Raw genomic sequence first — 22243 nt, 5'->3', positions numbered from 1 at the left:
TCTCGATGTATGACCACGATGCTCGACGTGACGGATGTCACGGCCGGCGTGTGCTGCACTCCGCTGGTACGCGAGCCGCTGTCCGCCGAGGAGGCCGACCAGCTCGCCAACACGATGAAGGCCCTGGCTGATCCGACCCGGCTCCGGCTGCTGTCCATCGTCGCCGCATCCGAGGACTCCGAGGCCTGCGTCTGCGACCTGATCGAGCCGGTCGGACTCAGCCAGCCGACGGTCTCCCATCACCTGAAGATCCTCACCACTGCGGGTTTCCTCACCCGCAGCAAGCGCGGCACGTGGGCGTACTTCACGCTCGTGCCGGGCGCGTTGGACCGCGTCTCGCAGCTCCTCGTCGGCTCGTGACGCACACCATTCGCGCCGCCGCCGGTGAGTTCCTCGGCAGCGCGGGACTCGGCGCTGTCGTGATCGGGTCCGGCATCGCCGCCCAGCGCCTCTCCCCCGATGATGTCGGACTACAGCTGTTCGAGAACGCCTTCGCCACCGCGCTCGGCCTCGCCGTACTGATCCTCGTCTTCGCGACGGTGTCGGGATCGCATTTCAACCCCGTCGTCACCCTCGTCGACATCACTCTGCACCGCCGGACCTGGTCGACCGCGGCGGCGTACCTGCCGGCGCAGGTGCTCGGATGCATCGCCGGTGCAGTGCTTGCCAACGTGATGTTCGACACCCCGGCGATCGCGTGGAGCACGACCGACCGCTCGACCTGGCCGCTGCTGCTGTCCGAAGTGGTCGCGACCGCGGGACTGGTTCTGCTGATCTTCGCGCTGGTGCGGACCGGCCGCTCGCACCTTGCTGCGCCAGCCGTTGGTGCGTACATCGGCGCGGCGTACTTCTTCACCTCGTCGACGAGCTTCGCGAACCCGGCCATCACGATCGGCCGCATGTTCAGCGACACCTTCGCCGGCATCGCTCCCGCGTCGGTGCTGCCGTTCATCGCAGCCCAGCTGCTCGGTGCGGCGCTGGGATATGCGGCGGTCCGGGTGCTGTTCCCGGTGGTGGTGCCCGCGCCCGCTGTCGCACGGGGCTGATGGCGGGACCTTCGCGGGGCGCCCGCTTGGCTGCTCTCGCGTTCGCCCAGATCGTCGCGTGGGGCGTGCTGTACTACGCCGTGCTGGTGGCCGCACCCGCGATCGCGGACGACACCGGCTGGGACGACGGTGCCGTCTTCATCGCCATCACCTTGGGGCTGCTGACCTCGGCCGTGTGCGCAATCCCCGTTGGGCACTGGTTGGACCGGCATCCGCGACGCGTCATGGTCATCGGGGCGGTCGTCGCAACCGTCGCCCTGCTCGGCGCCGCAGCCTCACCGACGATCTGGATCTTCATCGCAGCGTGGATCGTGTGCGGCGCAGCTCAATCCGCGGTGCTCTACCAGGCGGCCTTCACCGTGATCACTCATCGCTACCGATCGGAGCGACGGGGTCCATTGACGCTGGTCACGCTCGCGGGTGGCTTCGCGTCGACCATCTTCGCGCCACTCACGGGTTGGCTCGTGCTCGCAGTCGGCTGGAGGTCGGCTTTCGTCGCACTCGCCACGATCCTGATCGTCACGGCGCTTCCCACATACGCGCTCACCGTTGAGAGCCGCTGGGCTCGTCCCGACGCTCGGGCAGTCGGCAACGGCGAGGCACGGCGAATGCTGCGGTCAGCTCGCTTCTGGATCGTCGCCGGCTCGTTCGCCCTCATGTCCCTCTCCCTGTACGCGGTCACGCTGTCCGCGGTTCCCGCGTCGGTTCAGAAGGGGCTGGACCTGCAGGCCGCCGCGTGGGCGCTCGGACTCATCGGCGCCGGTCAGGTGCTCGGCCGCCTCGTTTACCTCGCGATCCCCCACACAGCCGCGCCGTGGGTCTCGGCCGCATCCGTGGGTGCTCTCGGCGCGGCGGCGTTGACCGCCTACGGGTTCGCGTCAGGCTCGGCGGGGATCTTCGTCGCCGCAGTCGTCGCCGGCGCGATCCGCGGCGCACTTACGCTCGTCCAGGCGTCGGCCGTAGCCGACCGATGGGGCGCGACCTCCTACGGCAAGCTCAACGGCCTCCTCGCAGCCCCGGTCACGGCGCTGACGGCACTGGCTCCCGGACTGGCCGCGCTGCTGGCCGGAGCTCTGGGGTCCTACGCATCGATGGCGTACGCGATGGCGGCGGTGTGCGCGCTGGGCGGGATCCTCGTGATGCGGCGATGATCTTCCAGGCGGCTTACTGGATCGGCGACCAACCCGCGCTGGGCGAGGATGTTGTCGCGCACTGCGTCGGGCCTCGCGGGGGCCGCGATCTGTCGAAGGTGTTCGGCAAAGTCTGCGCGCGCGTTCTGTGCTCGAGATTGAACCGCGACGAAGCCGTCAGGCCTGACGAGGTAGCACCCGCCGGGGTGAAGTCTGCGGTTTCGTACGACGGGAAAGAACAGCACTCGCAGCCCGAGACGGGCGCCGACGCGGCGGAGCGCGCGGCGATCGACGCCGCCGTATCCGTGCACCTGCCAGGTCATCGCGCGCAGCGACTCGTAGTTGTCGCCGTTCCATGGGAGGCGACGGCCGACCACCCGTCCCCGCCGTCCGTGCGCGGCGGTTCGCTGCTGCTCACTCATCCAGTAGTGGATCCGTGTCTGCGACAGATACTCGAAGATGCGCGGCGATCGGACGACTCGTGGCACGAGCGACGCGCCGATGGGTGCTGCGAAGCGGACGACGAATCTTCGGAGCGCTCTCGCGACGGGCCGGTCGGATGTGATCATCGCGAACATGGCATCGGTCGTGGAGACGAGCCTTCGCGCAACCGGCCTGCGCTCAGCGGAGTACCGGTCGAGATAGGCATCGCTCGCCCTGCCTGCAACGACGTCGGCGATCTTGCAGGCGAGGTTGTGAGCGTCCTGGAGGCCGGTGTTCATTCCCTGAGCACCCACCGGGGAGTGGACGTGGGCCGCGTCGCCGGCGAGGAACACAGGGCCGTCGCGAAACCGCGCCGCTACGCGGTGGTGGACGCGGTACGTCGAGAACCACCGCGAAGGCCCGTACGTGACGGCAAAGACGCGCCGGAGCATGCTTCTCGCGGAACCCTCGGTGACGGCCTCTGCGGGGCCGCGAACCACGCCGAGCAGGCGATGGTCGGCCTCGCCGCCCATCGGAAAGGCGAGGAGGAAGTCGTCCACCCCGAATCGCAGATTGATCGCATCCGCGGGCAAGCCTTCGACCTGGGTGGCATCGGCGACGTAGAACGTGTGCATGTTCGTCTTGCCTTCGAACGGGATGTCCAACAGTTCCCGCACCGCCGACGACGCGCCGTCCGCACCGACACAGAATCTTGCACGGACTACGCCCACCTCGTCCCCGTCGGTCACGCAGTCCAGACGGCCGTCGGCCGTCACCGTCATCGACTGAAGCCGATGGGACCACCACACGTGCCTGCCGAGCCGCTGGAGGTGGTCGACCAAGAGGCGCTCATTCCTGCTCTGCTCGAGCACGTAGAGATGCGGATACGGCGTCGTGCCGGTCGCGAGTCGCTGAAGGTTGATCGCCCGAAACCTCCGGCGCTCGAAGCCGGGAACGATCTCGCTCGCGATCTCCGCCTCGGCAAGCACCCGATCGACGAGACCGACCTGGTCGTAGATCTCCATCGTGCGGGCCTGCAGGACGAGCGCGCGAGACTCGCGCGTCGGGGCCGGCTTGCCATCGACGATGATGCAGCGCACGCCGAGTGTCGCGAGGCAGGTCGCGAGCATGAGGCCGGTCGGGCCGGCACCGACGACCAGCACATCCGTTTCGAGCGCGTCGGTCGCCGTGGATCCGGGAAACCGCTTCTGGCGAGCGCGGCTCGCCGCACGGCTTGCTCGTAGGCGGCTCTCGCGATCTTCGGGCTGTTCAAGCGCCTCCGCTGGCTCTGAACACATGAGACGGCTCGGCCGGTACTCGCGGGGCCCTCAGTCGTCGCTGGGCCGGCCGGACTTCCGTCGCTCCAGCCGCCAGTGGACCTCGTGGGTGGAGGGGTGCCGCCATTCGATGATCCGATACTCGAAGCCTGGAAGCAGCACGATCGGGATCGGGTCCGGAGAAGCCGGCGCGACTGCGCCGACCACGATCTTCGCGTCGGTCGGTATGAAGGGCGATTGCGCCGGGATGGGCGCAGTGAGGATCTCGACCGGGTCTCCGTAGGGTCGCGCCATACCCGCAGGATAGCAGGCGCTGAGGAGAAGCTGAGCCTGATCTTAACACCTTATAGATTACGATTAGACGCCGGATAGCACCCGGAAAGCAACCCGAAAGCACGCAAAGCTGCGTCGAGGGGTTCCGGCCACCGCATACTCAAAGGAGTCACCCGATGCACCGCATCACCAAGATCGCCGCGGGCACCGTCCTCGCGTGCGCACTCGTCGGCGCGGCCGGAGCGGCCAACGCCTACACGCTCGCGCCCAACGGCACCGGCTTCATCGGCAAGGGAGAGGTTCAGACCGCACTCGGCATGAACAACGCCGCATTGCAGAAGGCCGTGGACAACGGCGCTCTCGCGTTCACCAGCAAGCAGGTCGTCTCACAGGCCGTCACCCAGGATGCCACCCAGTCCGGCTCTCAGTCCGGCACGCAGAGCGGCGTGCAGTCCGGCACCCAGTCCGCGACCCAGTCCGGCACGCAGACGGTCTCATGGGACCTGTCCTGCACGATCGACAACAAGAACAAGCAGTTCCACCGCGAGGGCACCCGTGACGGCGTGCGTGCGGGCACCGCGGTCGGTTCGCGCACGGCCGAGCGCGACGCCACCCGTACGGCTTCCCGTGACGGCGTCCGCATCGGCGTGCGTTCGGGTGTCCTGTCGGGCGTCGTCGACGCCTCCATCGACGCTCAGGCGCGCAAGACCGGCCAGTGGACGGGCTTCACCGTAAAGGCAATCAACAACCAGACGACCAAGATGGCGGACGCGCCCGCCTGGAACGAGCCGACCGAGTTCGGCGCTTGGACATTCGGCGCCTGGACCGAGGACGGCGGCTGGTCGGCGGTCGGCGACTGGACCTTCGCCGACTACACGTTCGGCGACTACGCGTTCAGCGATGTCACCTGGAGCGGCTGGCAGAGCGAGCCGGGCGAGGCTCCGGGCGACTGCGACCGTGGGAACGACAAGGCCATCAACATCGTCGAGTCCTTCTCCTACGGGGACCCTGTGGATGGTGCGATCACGTCCGGAGAGATCGTCGCCGGAGACGTCGCAGCGGGCGACGTCTCGGAAGGTGTCATCGCCGGCGGCGACGTCGCGTACATCGACCCCGTGACGAACGTCGGCAGCCCGACGTACGGCGCGAACACGCTGTTCGTCAACGGAAAGGCGCTCTGACGACCGCGAGCCCGGCGTCGACCGGAGTCGACCCCGGGCTCGCAGCGTCACCACGCGCAGATCGCCGACGCGGCCGTGCACGAAGACATCTGGCTCGTCGACGAGATCCGCTCCCACGGCGGCCGCCTCGTCGCGACGGACGCCGCGTGGGTGCGCACGAGCGCGCGCCGGATCGGTCGCGCCCCAGGCGGGTACGCCCGCTGCTTGCAGGAAGACCTCGTTCCCCTCGCGCAGCGTCTCCGCGAGCCGCACCTCCGGCAGCGCGGGGACCCGCTGCCGAAGTGGGATCCCTCCGAAGCCGCGTGACGGAGACCTGTCCGCGCGGGAGCCTTCGGTCACGCTGACCGTGGTCATTCGTGCTCCGGAAGCAGTGGAGTCGACCAGCCCGGATCGCGGCCGAGGTGAGCGGCGCGCGAGACGGATGCCGCGCCGAAACGATCGCGCACGGCATCCAGCACGGTGTCGAGGCGCACGCCGTCGTCCCAATCGATCGGAAGCTCCGGCGGGACGCTGTCGACACGGCCGAGCTGCGACAGCGAGACGCCGATGAGGGTGATGCCGCGTTCTGCGATCTCCGGCTGCGCCGCCGCGAGCAGTCCTTGCGCGACGGCGAGGATCAGCGCGGTGCGGTCGGTCGGCGAGCGGAACGAGCGGGACCGGGTGGCCTTCGCGTAGTCGCCGTAGCGGAGCCGCAGCACGACAGTGCGGCAGACGCGGTCGCCGTCGCGCAGGCGACGGGCGAGCCGATCGACGATCTGCGTGAGAATGACCTCGAGCTCTTCGGGCGTCCGGGGCCGGGTGCCGAGGGCGCGCTGCGAACCGATGGACCCGCGGCGATGCGTGGTGTCGACCGGGCGCGGATCCCGCAGCCGGGCGAGTGCGTGCAGGTGCGCGCCGGCCGCCTTCCCCAGCAGCCTCTCGGCGATCGCCGCCTCGAGCTCAGCCAGCTGACCGACGGTATGGATGCCGAGCCCGTGCAGCTTCCGGGCGGTCACGGCGCCCACGCCCCAGAGCCGTTCCACCGGTAGCGGGAGCAGGAACTCCTGCTCCCGCTCAGGCTCGACCACCAGCAGCCCGTCGGGCTTGCTGACGGCGCTGGCGACCTTGGCGAGGAACTTGGTGCGGGCGATCCCGACGGAGATGGGCAACCCGACCTCCGCACGAACCCGCTCCCGAAGGCGCACGGCGACCTGCTCGGGGGTGCCCGCGATGCGCCGGAGCCCTCCGACCTCGAGGAACGCCTCATCGATGGAGAGCCCTTCGACGAGCGGCGTCGTGTCCCGGAAGATCGCGAAGACCGCCTTGCTGGCTGCCGAATAGGCCTCCATCCGCGGCGGCACCACCACCGCATCCGGGCAGAGATCGCGCGCCTGTCGGCCGCCCATCGCCGTACGAACCCCGCGAGCCTTCGCCTCGTAGCTGGCGGCCAGCACGACGCCGCCGCCGACGATGACGGGCCGGCCGCGCAGTGCGGGAGCATCGCGCTGCTCGACCGAGGCATAGAAGGCGTCCAGGTCCGCGTGCAGCACGGTCGCCTCGCCCCGCATACAGCCCCCTCCATCGAACATTTGTTCTCATCATGGTGGCACCGACCGACGACATTCCTCCAGAGTCCGTGCGGGCAGTCGGGGGCCATTACGCCTCTTGCGCCGGATGCGCCAGGGGGTCCCCGATCTGCCGGGTATCGAGGCCAGCTCGACACCTCCTACGGCGACTTCTACCGCTGATCGGAGGGCCGCCATCCGCCCGCAATGACGGAAACGGGGTGCAGCCTTACGGCTGCACCCCGTCTTCTCCGGCTCAGGCTCAGCCCTGCTTCGGCGCGCGGTTCTCCGGGCTGACCATCCATGCGTACTGCTCGAGCTTCTCGAGGATCTGATGCAGCAGGTCCGCGCTGGTGGGATCCTCCTCGTCGACGGCCGTGCTGCCGGCTCCTCCGTAACGAAAGGCGACGCGCCGATCCTCAGGTGGTGACTTCGGGCGAGACGCCGTCGCCGATCGGGATCCGCCCACCGGCCTGGGCCTGGCGGAACATCTCGGTCCATCGGACCCCGTCCCAGTAGCGCTCCTTCCCGTGAACGCGGGTGGGATACCAACCCGCCCTCGCAGTTTCGGATGCCGAGTCGCACATGGGGTTCCTTTCGTTGCACAGGGGGTCGGGCTGACCCGCCCCTGGACGCCAGGCATCCAGGGGCGAGCCGCCGCAGTGCTGTAGGCCGGGTTCCCCCGCGTCACGAGTACGCCCCCAACCCGCACCGGCGAGAAGACGTCGGGCAGCGCCGCCGGCTCGCCAGCCCCACACACCGGCAAGGAACGAGGCCTTCGGGATCGGCCTCGACACGACGAGCGCTCGTCTTCTATACACACACTATGACGCTTCTATCTACTACGTATAGGGTCTTTAAGCTACCTCTCAGCGGCTTCCCTGGTCATGCCAAGGCACCCGATTCCCCAGGAGCCGGGGACGGTGAGAGAGTCGGAGCATGACGAACAAGGATCGGACCGCCTCGACGTATCAGCGCAACGCCTTCGCGCCGAGCCTGATCGCGGCGATCGCGCTCTTCCTGGCGCCCTTGCTGATCGGCGGCGAGTGGTTCCTGCTGATCAGGTTCGTCGTCGCCATCCTGGCGGTGATCGTCGCGTGGTTCGCGCTCCAGGCACGGCACTGGTGGTGGATCCCGGTGTTCGCGGCGATCGCCGTCCTCTGGAACCCGATCTTCCCCTTCGCGTTCGACGGACCCGTCTGGACGGCCGCGCAGCCGGTCGCCGCCGTGCTGTTCCTGGTCGCGGGGGCGACCATCCGGACCACCAGGAGCTGACGGCCCGCCGGGTCAGTACGCGAGGATCTCGTCCAGCAGCGCGCGCACGCGGCCTTCGATGTCGTCACGGATGCTGCGAACCGTGACCATCGGCTTGCCCACGGGGTCTTCGAGCGGCCAGTCGAGATACCGTCGGCCAGGGAAGACAGGGCAGGAATCGCCGCATCCCATCGTCACGACGACGTCCGCCGCGCGAACGACGTCGTCGGTGAGCGGCTTCGGGAACTCCCCGCCGACGGACACGCCGATCTCGTCGAGCGCCTGGACGACCGACGTGCGCAGTTCTGGCCCGGGCGCCGAGCCGGCGCTGCGAACCCCCACCCGATCGCCCGCGAGGTGCCGCAGGATTCCCGCCGCGAGCTGGGACCGCCCCGAGTTCTGCACGCAGACGAACAGCACCTCGGGTCGAGCGGGCAGATCACCCTGGGCTCGGCTGAGGGCTTCGAGTCGCGTCGCCGCGAAGGAGGCGGTCCGCGACGCGAGGAGCGGCGAGGTCGATCCGGTGGCGAGGAGGTCGTAGCTGTTCTGAACGCTCGCCCTCACGGTCTCGGAGCTGAACGTACCGCGGAACCGGAGCGACAGATCGTCCACGATCCGGTCGAGATCGGGCTCCGACGACGCCGCATCATCGGCGCCGATGAGCGCGTTCACCCGATCGATCTGGTCCGGCGCGATGGAGTACCAGACACGTCGTCCGTCGCGCTCCCGCACGACGACGCCTTCGGACAGCAGCGCCTTCATATGGTGACTCACGGTGGGTTGCCGGAGGTCGAGCGCATCGGCGAGCTTTCCGACCAGTGCGTGCCCGCCGTCCGCGTCACGGATCAAGCGAAGGATGCGGGCACGGGTCGGGTCGGCGAGGACCGTGAGTCCGCGCTGGGCCGCGCCTTTCATAGATGGGATTCTATCGACGCTCGATGGTCGACGTGGCCCACTGCGTCACCCGCGATGGTGGTCGTCGGCGTCTTCGAGGAGCATGCCGACGGACGTCGCGCACGCGTCGCCGCGCCAAGCCTCCCGCCCCTCACGGACGGCGAAGACCGCGATCACGAGTCCCGCCACCGCGTCGGCCCACCACCAGCCGAACAGGCTGTTGAGCACGAGTCCGAGGAGAACCGACGCCGACAGATACGTGCAGATGAGCGTCTGCTTCGAATCGGCGACCGCCGTCGCCGACCCGAGCTCGCGGCCTGCGCGCCGCTCGGCCAGCGAGAGGAAGGGCATGATCACGACGCTGAGCGCGGTGATCACGATGCCGGCCGGGCTGTGCTCGACGTCGACCCGCAGGATCAGTGTCAGTGCCGACGTCGCGGTCACGTACGCGGCGAGCGCGAAGAACGCGACCGCGATCACCCGCAGCGTGGGCCGCTCCCAGCGCTCGGGATCGCGACGTGTGAACTGCCAGGCGACGGCCGCCGCCGACAGCACCTCGATCGTCGAGTCCAGCCCGAAGGCGATGAGCGCGCCCGACGACGCGATGGTGCCGGCCGTGATCGCGACGATCGCCTCGACCACGTTGTAGGCGATCGTGGCCGCGACGATCCAGCGGATGCGACGCTCGAGCCTGTTCCGTCGCTCGCGGGTGAGGACGCCGGCGCTCATACGCACCCGCAGGTCTCGCCTGTGCAGCATGCGGGATCGACCGACAGGACGACCTGCAGCAGCTGGTCGAGCGCCGGCGCGAGGTGAGGATCCGCGAGCCGGTACGACGCGCGTCGACCCTCGGGAGTCGCCTCGACCAGACCGCAGCCGCGCAGGCACGCGAGCTGGTTCGACATCACCTGACGCGACACACCCACGCCGTCCGCGAGATCGGACGGGTATGCGGGACCCGTTCGCAGCGCCAGCAGGACGGCGCTGCGCGTGGGGTCGGCGAGCGCGTAGCCGAGCCGCGCGAGGGCGGCGGTGTGGGACACGGTGGCGGTCGCCGAGGTCATGGCCGCAATAGTACAGCGATTGCTGTATCGAATCGACCCGCATCCGGCACCTATGCTCGCCGTGTGGCTGCGTTCGACGAGGTCGAGCTGTCCGGCATCCGCCGACGGCTCCTGCCCTTCTGCTACCAGATGCTCGGTTCGCCGTTCGAGGCGGAAGACGCCGTCCAGGACGCGATGGAACGGATCTGGCGGGCCCGCGACACCTTCGACCCGGCACGTGCGAGCATCACGACGTGGGCGTATCGCATCGCGCGCAACGTCTGCCTCGATCGGCTCCGCGAGGCTCCACGGCGCCCACTGCCGAGGGATCTGCAGGAGCCGGGGATCGAGATCGGCGCCCCGCTCGTGCCCGCCTTCGACGTTCCGTGGCTCATCCCCGCCCCGACGGGCTGGCTCTCCGGCTCGGAGGTCGAATCCGCCGCCGAGCGCCGCAGCGACGTGCGCCTCGCCGTCACCGCCATGCTGCAGTCGCTCTCGCCGCTCCAGCGCGGGGCCTTCGTGCTGCGCGACCTCGTGGGGCTGTCGGCAGCGGAGACCGCGGACGCCCTCGAGGTGTCGGTCGCCTCCGCGAACTCGGCCCTGCAGCGGGCTCGCGTCGCCATCTCGACCGGCACGCGGCGTCCGAACACCCTCGCCCCGACCGCCGTCGAGCGGTACGCCCGCGCGATCGAGAGAGCGGATGTCACCGCCCTCGCCTCGCTCGTCGCAGACGACCTCGTCTTCGAGATGCCGCCGGTGCCCGCCTGGTCGCGCGGCCGGGACACCTATCGAGACTTCATGGTGGACTTCTTCCTCCGGCGTGGCGAGGACTGGGCGACGGCGCCCATCTCGGCGAACGGCCAGCCCGGGATCCTGCTGTACCGCCTCACTCCCGACGGGCGTCAGCCGCACACGGTGCAGATCTTCGATGCCGACGAGTCGGGCGCGATCGCGCACGTGCTCGTCTATCAGGACCCGCGGCTCTTCGTCCTCTTCGAGAACGAGTTCTCCGCAGAGCGATGAGTTCGCGGCATCCCATCCGTATGTCCTTGTGAACCCACTTCACGAGGAGGAGACGATGGGACGAGTGATCGTCGTGCAGTACATCACGCTCGACGGCGTGGTCGAGGATCCCGACGGCAGCGGCGGCACGCCGTTCGGCGGATGGGCCATGCGCTACGGGCCCGAGGGCGTCGCGGGCGACAAGTTCCGGCTGGGCAGCATGCTGGACACAGGGGTGCTCCTGTTCGGACGCCGCACCTGGAACCACTTCGCCGAGCTGTGGCCCGGCCGCGACACCCCGTTCGCACGCGCGATGAACCGGGCCGACAAGGCGGTGGTGACGAGCCGCGCACTCCCCGAGGATGGGTGGACCAACTCGCGAGCCGTCGACGGACCCCTCGCCGAGTGGATCGCCGAGACCGTCACGACGCAGGACGTGGTCGTGATCGGCAGCGGGTCCGTCGTGCAAGCCCTTCGCGAGCACGACCTCGTCGACGAGTACCGGCTCATCGCGTTCCCGACCGCCGTGAACGCCGGGCGCCGGCTCTTCCCCGACGCCGTCGACCTCGAACTCGTGTCGTCCGAGGTGACGGGACCCGCGAGCCTCACGATCCACCGCGCCCCCGGCCGCACCCCATGACGCGATCGGCTCAGGCGCCGAGACCGCGGCGCAGGGCGGCGAGCCCGTAGTCGAACGCCCCGTCGACATCGCCGCCGAGCCGGAAGGCGCCGGCGAGCTCCATATGGATGAAGCCCGTCGCCCACGCCGTCACGAGACGGGCGGCGTCGAGAGCGTGGTCCTCACCGGTGACGGCCGCAGCACTGTCGACGATCGTGAGTCCCGCGCGGTCGAGCAGCTCTTGCGGGGCGGCGGCGGCGAACATCAGCCGGAACCCCTCCGGGCGCTCGTGCGCGAGCGCCCGGTAGGCACGCGCGAGGCCTTCCAATGAGCGATCGGATGCCTCGAGCCGGCCGGTCAGGTCGTCCACGGTGGCGGCGGCGACGGCCTCCAGGAGGGCGTCGCGGTCCCGCACGCGCTTGTACAGAGAGGGCGCCCGCACCCCCACGCGCTGCGCGACGCTCTGCATCGTCAGGCCCGTCGGGCCGGACTCCTCCAGGATGTCGCGCCCCGCCGCGACGATCTCGGCGTACGACGTGCGTTCCGGCGTCGGCATGCGGGCCCCCTCGATGGCCATTGACAGTAGCCATGATAGCTACGTATCGTAGCCATGCCAAGTTCGGAGACACCGACGGCTCCCGCGAAGGATCCCCCATGAAGCTCGCACCCCACCTGCACCGCATCGGCAACGACATCGTCGCCGCGTACCTCGTCGTGACGGACGACGGCGTCACCGTCGTCGACGCCGGGCTTCCCGGCCACTGGAAGGACCTCGTGCGCGAACTCGAGGGACTCGGCCTCTCCCCCGCCGACGTGAAGGGCGTCGTGCTCACCCACGGAGACAGCGACCACATCGGCTTCGCCGAGCGCCTGCGCCGCGACCACGCCGTGCCCGTATATGTGCACGAGGCAGACGCCGAGCGCGCCCGCACGGGCGAGAAGCCGAAGGTGTCGACCGGGCCGATGAAGCTCGGGCCGACGCTCGGGTTCTTCGCCTACGCCCTGCGCAAGCGCGCGATGCCCACGACCTACGTCTCGGAGGTCGTCGAGGTGCACGACGGCGATGTGCTGGACCTGCCCGGCTCCCCCGTGATCATCGGCATGCCCGGCCACTCGCCGGGCAGCATCGCGGTGCACATCCCCGTCGCCGATGCCGTGTTCGTGGGCGATGCGCTCACCACCCGCCACGTGCTCACCGGGCGAGCGGGCATCCAGCCGGCGCCGTTCACCGACGATCCCGACGAGGCTCTGACGTCGCTCGAACACCTCGCCGGACTGCAGGCCTCATGGGTGCTTCCTGGTCACGGCGCGCCGTGGAAGGGCGCCCCCGCCGACGTCGCAGCGGCCGTGCGAGCGGGCGCGGCCTGAGCCCCCACCGCCTCGACACCCACCACCGAACGCCGAACGCCGCACGCCGAACGCCGAACGCCGAACGCCGAGACCAGGGATTCTCGCCGAGACCGGCGACTTCACCCCTGGTCTCGGCGAGAATCCCCGGTCTCGATGCGCTGTCGGGACTCAGACCGGCCGGGCGGCGGCGAAGAGGTTCGCCGGGTCGTAGTCGAGCTTGAGCTGACGCAGCCGCGCCCACGCCGCGCCGAACGCCACCGAGCGATCGGCGCCGGGAGCGTCGACGAAGGTCAGGGCGAGCGCATCGACCCGCCACGCCACCATGGCGGCGACGCCCGCGCGCACGGCGGCCGTCGCCGGGGCCACGGCCTCGGGCGCGGGCACCATCGCGATCGAATGCACGAGGTACTCGCCGTCGAGCGAGGCGATCGCGCCGCCGCCCGCCGGCCGCCGATTCACCGCGCCGCCGACGTGACGCAGCTCCTGGACGAAGATCCCCGGGGTCTGAGCCGCCTCGACGAAGGCGTCGACGGCACGTGCCGGCAGCTCCCCCAGCACCGCGTGCCACGTCACCGACGGCGACGGCTCGGGCGGGTCCATGTGCACGCCGACGAGAGCGGGCGCGGGGATGCGGGCGAACGTGTCGACCTCGGGCTGCAGGGCACGGAGCGGTTCGAGCAGAGCGGATGCCGCGGCATCCGTGTCTTCGATCGCCCCGTCGATCACGACCACCGAACGGCCCGACAGGAACGGCGGCAGCTCGGGCATCGGCGGGATGTGGAGGATGCGCAGGGTCGTGGTCGCGGACTCGGGCGCGGACCGCGTCCACTGCGCCCACGCGTGCGAGACCTCCGAGGCGCGCGACGCGTCCCACAGCAGCATGCCGGCGAAGACGTCGGCGAGCGGGAGCAGGTCGATCTCGATCGCGACGACGACACCGAACGATCCCGATCCGCCGCGCAGCGCCCAGAACAGGTCGGGGTGCTCGTCGGCGGTTGCGCGCACGACCGAGCCGTCGGCCGTCACGACCTCGACGGCGCGCACCGCGTTCACGGCGAGGCCGTGCGCGCGGGCGTAGAACGACAGCCCGCCGCTGAGCGCGTACCCGACGACCGACACGTCGCCGGCGCTGCCGTGCAGGGCCGTCAGCCCGTGCGGGGCGGCTGCCTCGAGCACGTCGTTCCAGAGCGAGCCGCCGAGCACGCGCGCCGTCCGCGCGTCCGGGTCGACGGTCACCCCGCGGAGAGATCGCAGCGACACCAGCACGGTGTGCGCGAGGTCGGTGTCGCTCAGCGCGCCCGCACCGTGGCCGGTCGACTGCGGCGCGATGCGCAGTCCCGAGAGCGTCGCTGCACGCACGACGTCGACGACGTCCTGCGCGGACTCGGGGATCACGACGGCGAACGGATGCTGCGCCACGGCGAGATTCCACGGCGTCCGGGCGGCGTCGTAGCCGGCGTCGCCGCGCAGCAGGGCACGGTCACCGAGCGCGGCGCGCAGCTCGGCCGCGGCGGCGGCCACGGCGGCGTGGGGCACGTCGAGGGCGAGGTCGTTGAGGGACATGGAGATGCCTTTCGATGAGGGAGCGCGACAGAGCATCACGACGGGCTCCGTTCGCGTGGCCGCGCCACACGCGGCGGCCACCCCACGAATGAGTCGGACCCGCCGCCCCAGATACATCGCGGGGCGAATCCGGCCTCAGCCCTCGAAGTCCTCCGGCTCGACCTCGTCGAGGAACCGCTTGAATTCGTCGAGCCGCTCGGCGGCATCGGTCTCGGTGAGCACGTCGGGCACGCCCGCCTCGGCCAGCACCGCGTCGGCCACCCAGATCGGCGCGCCGACACGACACGCGAGGGCCACGGCGTCGGACGGACGCGCGTCGACGATCCGCTCCCCCAGCGCCGTCGACAGTGTGATCTCGGCATAGAACGTGCCGTCCTCGATGCGGGTGACCTCGACCTTCGTCGCCACCGCGTCGAGCGCGGTCAGGATGAGACCCATGAGGTCGTGCGCGAGCGGCCTCGGCACGTCGGCGTTCTCGACGGCGACCAGGATCGAGGTCGCCTCGAGCTGGCCGATCCAGATCGGGAGGACGAAGCCGTCGCCGGGGATCTGGTCGACGGGCTTGAGCAGCAGCACGTGCTGCCCCGATGCATCCAGGGCCACTCCGGCCACGCGGACCTGGACCATGGCGCACCTCCTCGATCCGCGGCATCCGATGACGCCGACGTCTTTCGGGCCATCGTAGGCACGGCGCGCGCACCCTGGACAGAGGGTGCGCGCGGTGCGGTCTCGAAGGCCGGGTCAGACGACGATGACGGGCACCGTGTTCGTCGTCGCCGCGGCCACCGAGCGCGGCGCAGGGGCGACGGAGCGCGCGCGGCGTGCAGCGAGCGCCGCGGCGATCATCACCACGAGCCCGGCCCCGGAGATCGCGGCGCCGATCCACACGGGCGCGGTGTAGCCCAAGCCCATGCTGATGCCGACCCCGCCGGCCCACGCACCCAGCGCGTTGCCGACGTTGAACGCACCGATGTTGGCACCCGAGGCGAGCGTCGGAGCACCGTCGGCGTAATCCATGATGCGGCTCTGCAGTCCGGGCACGGTGCCGAAGCCGAAGGCGCCCAGGAGCACGAGTCCGGCGATCGTCGCCGGCTGCGAGCCGGCGAAGAGGGCGAACGCGACCAGCACGACCACCAGCGCCGCGATGAAGCCGATGAGCGTCGCATCCAGGCGCCGGTCGGCCAGACGTCCGCCCAGCCAGTTGCCGCCGACGAGACCGGCGCCGAACAGCACGAGCAGCCACGGCACCGCACCGGACGCGAAGCCGCTCACTTCGGTGAGCGTGTAGGCGATGTAGGTGAATGCGCCGAACATGCCGCCGAAGGCCAGAACGGTGACGGCGAGCGACAGCCATACCTGGGTCGAGCGGAATGCCCGCAGCTCACGACGGAGGCTGATGCGCTCCGGCGCCTCCGCCGGGGCGGGGACGAGCGCCGCGATGCCGGCGAAGGCGACGACGCCGATGCCGGCGATGACCCAGAACGTCGACCGCCATCCGAACTGCTGGCCGAGGAACGTGCCGAACGGGACGCCCAGCACGTTGGCCGCGGTGAGGCCGGTGAACATGATCGCGATCGCGCCGGCGCGCTTCTCCGGCGCCACGAGGCTCGCCGCGACCACAGAGCCGATGCCGAAGAACGCCCCGTGCGACAGCGCGGCGAGGATCCGGCCCGTCATCGCGATGCCGTAGTCCGGGGCGAGCGCGGTGAGCACGTTCCCGGCGATGAAGAGCACGATGAGACCGAGCAGCACGGGCTTGCGCGGCAGACGGGTCGTCGCCGCGGTGAGGCCGAGCGCCCCCACCACGACGCCGAGGGCGTAGCCCGAGATGAGCCATCCCGCCGCGGCCTCGCTGACGGCGAAGTCCCGGGCGACCTCGGGCAGCAGGCCCATGATGACGAACTCGGTGAGTCCGATGCCGAAGGCGCCCATGGCGAGCGCGACGAGTCCGAGTGGCATGAAGGGGTCTCCTGGTATGCTGAGGTTTAGTTGCACACGCGGGATATTGCGTAAGCGAGATAAATAGTTGCACGCGCTAGATAAACGCGCAAACAACTATGCGTTCGCATCGACCCCGCCGCATCGATCAGGAGGACCCATGGGCATCGCAGACGACGCCGTCGAGGTGCGCGCGCAGGGGTGGCGCACGCTCGCCGCCCTGCACGGACTCATCGAGGCCGAACTCGAGCGCGGGCTCGCAGCATCCGTGGATCTGTCGGTCGTGGAGTACACCGTGCTCGACGCCCTCAGCCGCCAGGACGGCTGGCACATGCGCATGCAGCAGCTCGCACGTGCGACCGCGCTGAGCCCGAGCGCGACCACGCGCCTGGTGAACCGCCTCGAGGACCGCGCCCTCATCACACGCATCCTCTGCGCCGACGACCGGCGCGGCATCTACACCGAGCTCACCCCGGCCGGGCGCGCGCTCTACGACCGCGCGCACCCCATCCACGACGAGACGCTGGCCCGGGTGCTCGCCGACGCGGCGGAGCAGCCCGAGCTCGCCCCGGTCGTGGAGGTGCTCCACGCGGGGGTGCCGCAGCCGGCATGAACCGCCGCGGGACCCGACCGGAGGTCAGACGGTCGCCGGCGTCCACTCCGACACGCGGCTGAGCGCCTCGACCTCGTCGGCCGTGAGCTCGACCCGCGCGCCGTCCAGCAGGTCGGCGACCTGCTCCACGCGCGACGCGCTCGCGATCGGCGCCGCCACCGTCGGCTGGGCACGCAGCCACGCGAGCGCCGTCGCCGCGATGGACACACCGTGGGCACGCCCGATGCCCTCGAGCGCGTCGATGATCTCGAGCCCCTGGGCCGTGGCGTACTGGGACGCGGCGCCGGCGCGCGGGGACGACTGGCCCGCGGCATCCGTCGTCCGGTACTTGCCGGTGAGGAAGCCCTTCGCGAGCGAGAAGTAAGGCACCAGGCTCAGGTCGAACTCCTGCGCCAGCGGGATGATGTGCTCCTCGATCTCGTTGCGGTGCACGAGGTTGTAGTGCGGCTGGATGGCCACGGGCAGCGCACTGCCGGCGGCCTGCGCGAGACCGACCCACTCGCGGATGCGGTCGGCGCTGTAGTTCGAGACCGCGGTGTAACGGACGAGGCCCTCGGTGACGAGCTCGCCGAAGGCGGCAACGGTCTCCTCCAGCGGCACCGTCTCGTCGTCGAAGTGTGCGTAGTAGAGGTCGATGGTGTCGACGCCCAGGCGCTTCAGCGACGCCTCCGCGGCGGCGCGCACATTCTTCGCCGACAGCCCCTTGAATTCGGGGTGCTGACTCACCTTCGTCGCGACGACGACGTTCTCGGGCTTCCGCGCCGCGAGCCACTCGCCGATGATCGTCTCGCTCTCGCCGCCGGAGTTGCCGTCGACCCACGCGCTATACGAGTCGGCGGTGTCGATGAAGTTCCCGCCGCCGGCGTGGAACGCGTCGAGGATCGCGAACGACGCCTCGCGGTCGGCCGTCCAGCCGAACACGTTGCCGCCGAGCGAGAGGGGAAGGACGTCGAGGGAGCTGGTTCCGATGAAGGTCATGCTCGAGGCAACCACGCGATGCGCCGATCGCTTCCCCGATGACGCGAAATGACGCCCCGCGACCGGGCGTGGCACCTCGCGCAACGAGAGTGCATTCACCGGAATGGATGCTGCGCGCGTACGGTTGCAGACGACATGCAGCGATTCGGAACCCTCTCGTTCGGACACTACGGCCCGCTCGGCGGCGGGCGACAGCTCACCGCCGCCGACTCGATGCTGCAGGCGATCGACCTCGCCCAGGGCATGGACGAGCTGGGGGTGAACGGCGCCTACTTCCGCGTGCACCACTTCGCCCGCCAGCAGTCCTCTCCCATGCCGCTCCTTGCCGCCATCGCCGCACGCACCGAGAACATCGAGGTCGGCACCGGCGTCATCGACATGCGCTACGAGAACCCCCTCTACCTCGCCGAGGAGGCGGCATCCGTCGATCTCATCTCGGGCGGCAGACTCGCGCTCGGCGTGAGCCGCGGCTCACCCGAGACCGTCGTGCGCGGGTACGAGACGTTCGGCTACACGGGGTCCGCGGATCCGCGCGGCGCCGACCTCGCGCGTGAGCACTTCGACCTCTTCCTCCGCGCGATCGACGGCGAAGGACTGGCGGAGCGGGATGCCTCGTCCCCCTTCGGAACCGGCGCCACCGGGCTGCAGCGCATCGAGCCGCACTCCCCCGGCCTGCGCTCCCGCGTCTGGTGGGGCGCCGGCAACCGCGACTCCGCGGAATGGGCCGGCCGGACGGGTGTGAACCTGATGTCGTCGACCCTCCTCACCGAGGCCGACGGCACACCGTTCGACCTGCTGCAGGCGCAGCAGATCGACGCGTTCCGCGCCGCGTGGCGCGAAGCGGGGCACACCGGTGAGCCGCGGGTGTCGGTGAGCCGCTCCATCTTCCCCATCACGACCGCCGAGGAGCGGATGTACTTCGGCGGGCGCCAGGACGGCGACCAGATCGGCGTGATCGACGGCATCCGCTCGACGTTCGGCAAGACCTACGCCGCCGAACCCGACGAGCTCGTCGAGCAGCTCAAGGAGGACGCCGCGATCGCGTCGGCCGACACGCTGATGCTCACGATCCCGAGCCAGCTCGGCGTCGAGTTCAACCTGCGGGTCGTCGAGTCGTTCGCGAAGTACGTCGCACCCGCTCTCGGCTGGGAGTCCGCGCGCGGCTGACCTGAATGCCTCTGCTCGCGGCAGCAGGGTCCCCGATGGGTCGCGCGCACGACTTCTTGACCGGTCGGTCAGTCAGGCGTAGCGTTCGAATCGACCCCCGATCGGGAGCCATCTGATCTCGAAAGGAGGAGATCCGAATGAAGAAGTGGACTCGCTGGGAGGACTGGGTCGCAGCCGGAGTCGGCCTTGTCGCCGCGGTCTGCGCGTTCGCGCTGCCGCAGATGGGCGCTTCGATGCCGTGGATGCTCATCGTGGGTGTCCTGCTGATCGCCGCCGGCGTCGCCAACCTCGCGATGCCGGGAATGGTGGCGATGGAGTACGTGCAGCTCGCGCTCGGCGCGCTGCTGTTCGTGGCTCCGTGGCTGGGCGGATACGCCGACATGCAATCCGGCGCCGCCTGGGTCAGCTGGATCGGCGGAGCGGTCGCGGTGATCGTCGCCGCGCTCGCCGTGAGACCCGCCATGCATATGCACGACCAGGCCATCCCGCACTGAGGTGCGAGCCGAGACGGGGGCGCCGGATCAGACCGACGCCCCCGCCGTCTTTCTCCAGGACACGCCATGACCCGCAGTCGCGAGAGCCGCACGCTGATCCTCGACGCGGCCGAGCGCCTCTTCGCGGAGCGCGGCTTCGATGCCACGCCGACGATGGCGATCGCCGATCTCGCCGGCGTCCCGAAGGGGCTGCTCTTCTACTACTTCCCCACCAAGACCGATCTGCTGCGGGCGCTCGTAGGTGAGCGTCTGGACCTCGATCCGATCGACACCTCCGGACTGATCGCGCGGGGGGATCCGGCGCAGACCCTGCTGAACGTGACGGACCGGCTGCGCGAACTGCAGGCGGAGTCGGCGGTGCGGCGGGTCATCGTGTGGCGCGAGCACCGCACGCACCCGGAGGTGCGCGAGAAGCTGCACGACTACCGCAGTCAGCTGCAGGCGATCGTCGAGCGTGTGCTCGGCGCCAGCATCCTCCACCCGATCGCCGCGCGCCGGGTGCGCACCGCGGCCGCGGCCTGGGTCGCGATCATCACCACGCCGACGCTCCTCGACCGCGTCGGGGAGGATGAGCCGATCACGGGCGAGGAGACGCCGATCGACTCCGCAGAATCGGCGGACCTGCCCGCCCTCGCGGATCTGATCACGGCGGGCCTGCGCGCGTCCGCGGCGTGACCCGCAGGAGCAGACTCAGTCGAGCACTTCGATGCCGGTGATCCGCAGCTCCTCGACATCGAGGCGCGTCTGGATCTGCGTCACCACGGCATCGTCGACCGCGCCTTCGCGGCGGAGGCGATAGAGCACCTCGCGCTTGCGGTCGAGCACCGCGATGCGCAGCCGCGAGTACTCCTCGTCACGCTCGCGGGGCGAGGGCAGCGGGGCGGGCGCCTCCATGAGAGCCGTGGCGGTAGCGGATGCCTCGGCAGCCGTCTCCGTGCCCTCGAACCTCCGATCGAGGTCCACGATCTGACGGTCGACCTCGGCCTGCTCGCGGGCCTGGACACGCTCGTTGTTGCGCTCGAGGTACTCGTAGTAATCGCGCGTGAGGCGATCGCGGATCTCCTCGCTGATGCCGTGGTCGTGGGCGAGCTCCTTGACCGCGGTCAGCGCGGCACCGGTGATGGCACGTTCGGCGAGTTCCAGCTCGTGCTGCAGCGCGGAGTCGTCGGGCAGACGCGCCCACCGCACGACCACCGGCAGCAGCGGCCCCTGCACGAGGAGCGTCAGCACGATGACCCCGGCGGTGACGAAGATGATCTCGTCGCGACCCGGGAGCGACTCCCCCGCGGCCGTGGTCAGCGGCACCGACAGCGCGATCGCCAGCGACACCGCGCCGCGGAACCCCGCGACAGCGCTCACGATGCGCGCCCGGTACGTCGTGCGGCGCAGACGCTGGGACGGGCGGCGGTCAAGCAGGCGGATGATCATGACGGAGGTCGTCTGGAACACGAACCGCGCGACGAGCAGCACGAGCCACACGGCGACGGTCATCACCACGAGCCAGCCGATCTCGCGGCCGGGGATCTCGTGGGCCACCGCCTGCACCTCGAACCCGATCAGGACGAACAGCGAACCGTTGAGGAGGAAGGACCCCAGTGGCCAGGTCCACGCCGCCTGGCGGCGCGAGGCGGCCGTGCTGATGCGCGGCTGGATGTACGCGACGATGAGGCCCGCCACCACCACGGCGAGGACCCCCGACGCGTGGATGAGCTCCGCGATGAGGAACGCCGTGAACGGCACCAGCAGGAGCGCGATGTTCAGGTTGAGCGTGTTGCGCAGTCGCCGCATGACCAGGTAGGCGATCCCGGCCACGACGACGCCCGCGGCCGCGCCGCCCACGTACGACAGCAGCACCAGCCCCGTGATGTCGAGGGGCGTGTACTGCCCGCCCACCGCGACACCGACGGCGACGCCGTAGATGACGAGCGCGGTGCCGTCGTTGGTGAGGCTCTCGGCCTTGAGGTTCATGAAGTTGCGACGGGGCAGCATGCGGCCGAGCGCGGCCACGGCGGTGGCGTCGGTCGGGGCCACCGCTGCGCCGAGGATGAGCGCGGCGTCCCACGGCAGCCCGAGCGCGTACGCGATGCCCGCGACCGCGAAGGCGCTGGCGACCACCAGGGCGGTGCTCATGAGGAAGATGCCGCGGAAGTCGCGGCGGATCGACCGCAGCGAGGTGGTCATGCTCTCCCAGAACAGCAGCACCGGAAGGAACAGCAGCAGCACGGTCTCCGGCGGGAGGACGATATCGCGCACCTCGGGGATGAACCCGAGCGCGAGTCCCGCGACCAGGAGGAGCAACGGCATCGCCACCCGGAACCTCGGGGCGAGGATCGCGCCCGTGAGGACGGTGATTCCGAGCAGGACGGTGACCTCGAGTCCGTTCATGAGGGCTCCCTTCAGCGCAATGATCCTCCAACCGCGAGCGCCACGTGTGGATTCCCGGATGGCTGAGCC

At 70.2% G+C, this 22243-nt stretch carries 26 protein-coding genes and 1 pseudogene; 13 read left to right on the top strand and 14 right to left on the bottom strand.

The window, feature by feature from the left end; translation table 11 throughout:
• The first annotated feature begins 9 nt into the window (after positions 1-9).
• Genes ACFC1K_RS07795 through ACFC1K_RS07785 form a run of 3 tightly spaced genes read left to right on the top strand, consistent with a single transcriptional unit; the run spans position 10 to position 2197 of the window.
• On the top strand, positions 10-360 hold the full coding sequence (locus ACFC1K_RS07795; RefSeq protein ID WP_310284886.1) for a metalloregulator ArsR/SmtB family transcription factor: 351 nt from the start codon (positions 10-12) through the stop codon (positions 358-360).
• Positions 357-1046: an aquaporin gene (locus ACFC1K_RS07790; protein ID WP_375871126.1), complete on the top strand. Its 690-nt coding sequence runs from the start codon at positions 357-359 to the stop codon at positions 1044-1046. Before ACFC1K_RS07795 ends, ACFC1K_RS07790 begins: the two co-directional genes overlap by 4 nt.
• Before the next feature lie 26 nt (positions 1047-1072).
• Positions 1073-2197 carry an MFS transporter gene (locus ACFC1K_RS07785; RefSeq protein ID WP_375871125.1) on the top strand — a complete coding sequence of 375 codons (1125 nt, stop codon included), beginning with the start codon at positions 1073-1075 and terminating at the stop codon, positions 2195-2197.
• Here ACFC1K_RS07785 and ACFC1K_RS07780 read toward each other — a convergent pair.
• Positions 2128-3897, bottom strand: coding sequence for an FAD-dependent monooxygenase (locus ACFC1K_RS07780; protein ID WP_375871124.1), 1770 nt, complete (start codon positions 3895-3897; stop codon positions 2128-2130). The genes ACFC1K_RS07785 and ACFC1K_RS07780 overlap by 70 nt on opposite strands.
• Positions 3898-3927: 30 nt before the next feature.
• A complete protein-coding gene (locus ACFC1K_RS07775) occupies positions 3928-4170 on the bottom strand; it encodes a hypothetical protein (protein WP_310284892.1) in 243 nt (80 codons plus the stop codon).
• Between the two features lie 155 nt (positions 4171-4325).
• Between ACFC1K_RS07775 and ACFC1K_RS07770 the strand changes: the two genes are divergently transcribed.
• Positions 4326-5330, top strand: a complete 1005-nt coding sequence (locus ACFC1K_RS07770) for a hypothetical protein (RefSeq protein ID WP_375871123.1) — start codon at positions 4326-4328, stop codon at positions 5328-5330.
• A 75-nt stretch (positions 5331-5405) separates the two neighbouring features.
• Entirely contained in the window at positions 5406-5636 is a 231-nt protein-coding gene (locus ACFC1K_RS07765) for a hypothetical protein (protein ID WP_310284895.1), read from the top strand.
• 44 nt (positions 5637-5680) lie between these two features.
• On the opposite strand, the gene dinB is transcribed toward ACFC1K_RS07765, so the two are convergent.
• From dinB to ACFC1K_RS07750, 3 genes and pseudogenes are all read right to left on the bottom strand, one after another.
• Entirely contained in the window at positions 5681-6877 is a 1197-nt protein-coding gene (gene dinB / locus ACFC1K_RS07760; RefSeq protein WP_375871122.1) for a DNA polymerase IV, read from the bottom strand.
• Positions 6878-7136: 259 nt separating this feature from the next.
• Positions 7137-7247: pseudogene (locus ACFC1K_RS07755) on the bottom strand (DNA starvation/stationary phase protection protein); the annotation flags it as partial.
• Positions 7248-7293: 46 nt separating this feature from the next.
• Positions 7294-7461, bottom strand: a complete 168-nt coding sequence (locus tag ACFC1K_RS07750) for a DUF2510 domain-containing protein (RefSeq protein WP_375871121.1) — start codon at positions 7459-7461, stop codon at positions 7294-7296.
• Positions 7462-7813: 352 nt separating this feature from the next.
• On the opposite strand from ACFC1K_RS07750, the gene ACFC1K_RS07745 reads away from it, so the two are divergent.
• Complete coding sequence (locus ACFC1K_RS07745) at positions 7814-8149, top strand: DUF6804 family protein (protein ID WP_375871120.1); 336 nt, start codon at positions 7814-7816, stop codon at positions 8147-8149.
• A 12-nt stretch (positions 8150-8161) separates the two neighbouring features.
• On the opposite strand, the gene ACFC1K_RS07740 is transcribed toward ACFC1K_RS07745, so the two are convergent.
• Genes ACFC1K_RS07740 through ACFC1K_RS07730 form a run of 3 tightly spaced genes read right to left on the bottom strand, consistent with a single transcriptional unit; the run spans position 8162 to position 10086 of the window.
• Positions 8162-9043 (bottom strand): metalloregulator ArsR/SmtB family transcription factor, encoded by an 882-nt coding sequence (locus ACFC1K_RS07740; protein WP_375871119.1) that lies wholly within the window; start codon positions 9041-9043, stop codon positions 8162-8164.
• Positions 9044-9088: 45 nt separating this feature from the next.
• The gene (locus tag ACFC1K_RS07735; RefSeq protein WP_375871118.1) at positions 9089-9751 is read right to left on the bottom strand and encodes a cation transporter; all 663 of its coding nucleotides are present in this window, start codon (positions 9749-9751) and stop codon (positions 9089-9091) included.
• Positions 9748-10086 carry an ArsR/SmtB family transcription factor gene (locus ACFC1K_RS07730; protein ID WP_375871117.1) on the bottom strand — a complete coding sequence of 113 codons (339 nt, stop codon included), beginning with the start codon at positions 10084-10086 and terminating at the stop codon, positions 9748-9750. The genes ACFC1K_RS07735 and ACFC1K_RS07730 overlap by 4 nt, the downstream gene beginning before the upstream one ends.
• A gap of 63 nt (positions 10087-10149) precedes the next feature.
• Between ACFC1K_RS07730 and ACFC1K_RS07725 the strand changes: the two genes are divergently transcribed.
• Both ACFC1K_RS07725 and ACFC1K_RS07720 read left to right on the top strand, forming a co-directional pair.
• The gene (locus tag ACFC1K_RS07725; protein ID WP_375871116.1) at positions 10150-11088 is read left to right on the top strand and encodes an RNA polymerase subunit sigma-70; all 939 of its coding nucleotides are present in this window, start codon (positions 10150-10152) and stop codon (positions 11086-11088) included.
• A gap of 55 nt (positions 11089-11143) precedes the next feature.
• Positions 11144-11707: a dihydrofolate reductase family protein gene (locus ACFC1K_RS07720; RefSeq protein ID WP_375871115.1), complete on the top strand. Its 564-nt coding sequence runs from the start codon at positions 11144-11146 to the stop codon at positions 11705-11707.
• Positions 11708-11717: 10 nt separating this feature from the next.
• Here the strand turns inward: ACFC1K_RS07720 and ACFC1K_RS07715 are convergent, their stop codons facing one another.
• A complete protein-coding gene (locus ACFC1K_RS07715) occupies positions 11718-12242 on the bottom strand; it encodes a WHG domain-containing protein (protein ID WP_310284906.1) in 525 nt (174 codons plus the stop codon).
• Positions 12243-12340: 98 nt separating this feature from the next.
• On the opposite strand from ACFC1K_RS07715, the gene ACFC1K_RS07710 reads away from it, so the two are divergent.
• The gene (locus ACFC1K_RS07710; RefSeq protein ID WP_375871114.1) at positions 12341-13054 is read left to right on the top strand and encodes an MBL fold metallo-hydrolase; all 714 of its coding nucleotides are present in this window, start codon (positions 12341-12343) and stop codon (positions 13052-13054) included.
• Between the two features lie 150 nt (positions 13055-13204).
• Here ACFC1K_RS07710 and ACFC1K_RS07705 read toward each other — a convergent pair whose 3' ends face one another.
• The 3 genes from ACFC1K_RS07705 to ACFC1K_RS07695 all read right to left on the bottom strand — a co-directional run bounded on the left by ACFC1K_RS07705 (position 13205) and on the right by ACFC1K_RS07695 (position 16558).
• Positions 13205-14599, bottom strand: coding sequence for an FAD-binding oxidoreductase (locus ACFC1K_RS07705; protein ID WP_375871113.1), 1395 nt, complete (start codon positions 14597-14599; stop codon positions 13205-13207).
• 135 nt (positions 14600-14734) lie between these two features.
• Positions 14735-15226, bottom strand: coding sequence for a bifunctional nuclease family protein (locus ACFC1K_RS07700; protein WP_375871112.1), 492 nt, complete (start codon positions 15224-15226; stop codon positions 14735-14737).
• Positions 15227-15340: 114 nt separating this feature from the next.
• Complete coding sequence (locus tag ACFC1K_RS07695; protein WP_375871111.1) at positions 15341-16558, bottom strand: MFS transporter; 1218 nt, start codon at positions 16556-16558, stop codon at positions 15341-15343.
• A gap of 139 nt (positions 16559-16697) precedes the next feature.
• On the opposite strand from ACFC1K_RS07695, the gene ACFC1K_RS07690 reads away from it, so the two are divergent.
• Positions 16698-17150 (top strand): MarR family winged helix-turn-helix transcriptional regulator, encoded by a 453-nt coding sequence (locus ACFC1K_RS07690; RefSeq protein WP_375871110.1) that lies wholly within the window; start codon positions 16698-16700, stop codon positions 17148-17150.
• Positions 17151-17174: 24 nt separating this feature from the next.
• Here the strand turns inward: ACFC1K_RS07690 and ACFC1K_RS07685 are convergent, their stop codons facing one another.
• On the bottom strand, positions 17175-18128 hold the full coding sequence (locus ACFC1K_RS07685) for an aldo/keto reductase (protein WP_375871109.1): 954 nt from the start codon (positions 18126-18128) through the stop codon (positions 17175-17177).
• Between the two features lie 135 nt (positions 18129-18263).
• Between ACFC1K_RS07685 and ACFC1K_RS07680 the strand changes: the two genes are divergently transcribed.
• The 3 genes from ACFC1K_RS07680 to ACFC1K_RS07670 all read left to right on the top strand — a co-directional run bounded on the left by ACFC1K_RS07680 (position 18264) and on the right by ACFC1K_RS07670 (position 20464).
• Positions 18264-19295, top strand: a complete 1032-nt coding sequence (locus ACFC1K_RS07680) for an LLM class flavin-dependent oxidoreductase (protein WP_375871108.1) — start codon at positions 18264-18266, stop codon at positions 19293-19295.
• Positions 19296-19432: 137 nt separating this feature from the next.
• Positions 19433-19789, top strand: coding sequence for an SPW repeat protein (locus tag ACFC1K_RS07675; protein ID WP_310284920.1), 357 nt, complete (start codon positions 19433-19435; stop codon positions 19787-19789).
• 66 nt (positions 19790-19855) lie between these two features.
• Complete coding sequence (locus ACFC1K_RS07670) at positions 19856-20464, top strand: TetR/AcrR family transcriptional regulator (RefSeq protein ID WP_375871107.1); 609 nt, start codon at positions 19856-19858, stop codon at positions 20462-20464.
• A 15-nt stretch (positions 20465-20479) separates the two neighbouring features.
• Here the strand turns inward: ACFC1K_RS07670 and ACFC1K_RS07665 are convergent, their stop codons facing one another.
• Complete coding sequence (locus tag ACFC1K_RS07665) at positions 20480-22174, bottom strand: Na+/H+ antiporter (RefSeq protein ID WP_310284922.1); 1695 nt, start codon at positions 22172-22174, stop codon at positions 20480-20482.
• Positions 22175-22243: the final 69 nt, after the last annotated feature.

The sequence above is a fragment of the Microbacterium sp. NPDC056057 genome (genome assembly GCF_042266945.1).
Lineage (GTDB): Bacteria > Actinomycetota > Actinomycetes > Actinomycetales > Microbacteriaceae > Microbacterium > Microbacterium trichothecenolyticum_C.
This window is presented reverse-complemented; position numbering and strand designations above follow the sequence as displayed.

Excerpts from the sequence above, each read along its gene's own strand:
- ACFC1K_RS07740 (WP_375871119.1), bottom strand. The coding sequence starts at position 9,043 with ATGAAAGGCGCGGCCCAGCGCGGACTCACGGTCCTCGCCGACCCGACC.
- ACFC1K_RS07715 (WP_310284906.1), bottom strand. The coding sequence starts at position 12,242 with ATGCCGACGCCGGAACGCACGTCGTACGCCGAGATCGTCGCGGCGGGG.
- ACFC1K_RS07710 (WP_375871114.1), top strand. The coding sequence starts at position 12,341 with ATGAAGCTCGCACCCCACCTGCACCGCATCGGCAACGACATCGTCGCC.
- ACFC1K_RS07690 (WP_375871110.1), top strand. The coding sequence starts at position 16,698 with ATGGGCATCGCAGACGACGCCGTCGAGGTGCGCGCGCAGGGGTGGCGC.
- ACFC1K_RS07780 (WP_375871124.1), bottom strand. The coding sequence starts at position 3,897 with ATGTGTTCAGAGCCAGCGGAGGCGCTTGAACAGCCCGAAGATCGCGAG.
- ACFC1K_RS07795 (WP_310284886.1), top strand. The coding sequence starts at position 10 with ATGACCACGATGCTCGACGTGACGGATGTCACGGCCGGCGTGTGCTGC.
- ACFC1K_RS07720 (WP_375871115.1), top strand. The coding sequence starts at position 11,144 with ATGGGACGAGTGATCGTCGTGCAGTACATCACGCTCGACGGCGTGGTC.
- ACFC1K_RS07730 (WP_375871117.1), bottom strand. The coding sequence starts at position 10,086 with ATGACCTCGGCGACCGCCACCGTGTCCCACACCGCCGCCCTCGCGCGG.
- ACFC1K_RS07670 (WP_375871107.1), top strand. The coding sequence starts at position 19,856 with ATGACCCGCAGTCGCGAGAGCCGCACGCTGATCCTCGACGCGGCCGAG.
- ACFC1K_RS07745 (WP_375871120.1), top strand. The coding sequence starts at position 7,814 with ATGACGAACAAGGATCGGACCGCCTCGACGTATCAGCGCAACGCCTTC.
- ACFC1K_RS07695 (WP_375871111.1), bottom strand. The coding sequence starts at position 16,558 with ATGCCACTCGGACTCGTCGCGCTCGCCATGGGCGCCTTCGGCATCGGA.
- dinB (WP_375871122.1), bottom strand. The coding sequence starts at position 6,877 with ATGCGGGGCGAGGCGACCGTGCTGCACGCGGACCTGGACGCCTTCTAT.
- ACFC1K_RS07685 (WP_375871109.1), bottom strand. The coding sequence starts at position 18,128 with ATGACCTTCATCGGAACCAGCTCCCTCGACGTCCTTCCCCTCTCGCTC.
- ACFC1K_RS07700 (WP_375871112.1), bottom strand. The coding sequence starts at position 15,226 with ATGGTCCAGGTCCGCGTGGCCGGAGTGGCCCTGGATGCATCGGGGCAG.
- ACFC1K_RS07735 (WP_375871118.1), bottom strand. The coding sequence starts at position 9,751 with ATGAGCGCCGGCGTCCTCACCCGCGAGCGACGGAACAGGCTCGAGCGT.
- ACFC1K_RS07665 (WP_310284922.1), bottom strand. The coding sequence starts at position 22,174 with ATGAACGGACTCGAGGTCACCGTCCTGCTCGGAATCACCGTCCTCACG.
- ACFC1K_RS07775 (WP_310284892.1), bottom strand. The coding sequence starts at position 4,170 with ATGGCGCGACCCTACGGAGACCCGGTCGAGATCCTCACTGCGCCCATC.
- ACFC1K_RS07680 (WP_375871108.1), top strand. The coding sequence starts at position 18,264 with ATGCAGCGATTCGGAACCCTCTCGTTCGGACACTACGGCCCGCTCGGC.
- ACFC1K_RS07675 (WP_310284920.1), top strand. The coding sequence starts at position 19,433 with ATGAAGAAGTGGACTCGCTGGGAGGACTGGGTCGCAGCCGGAGTCGGC.
- ACFC1K_RS07770 (WP_375871123.1), top strand. The coding sequence starts at position 4,326 with ATGCACCGCATCACCAAGATCGCCGCGGGCACCGTCCTCGCGTGCGCA.
- ACFC1K_RS07750 (WP_375871121.1), bottom strand. The coding sequence starts at position 7,461 with ATGTGCGACTCGGCATCCGAAACTGCGAGGGCGGGTTGGTATCCCACC.
- ACFC1K_RS07705 (WP_375871113.1), bottom strand. The coding sequence starts at position 14,599 with ATGTCCCTCAACGACCTCGCCCTCGACGTGCCCCACGCCGCCGTGGCC.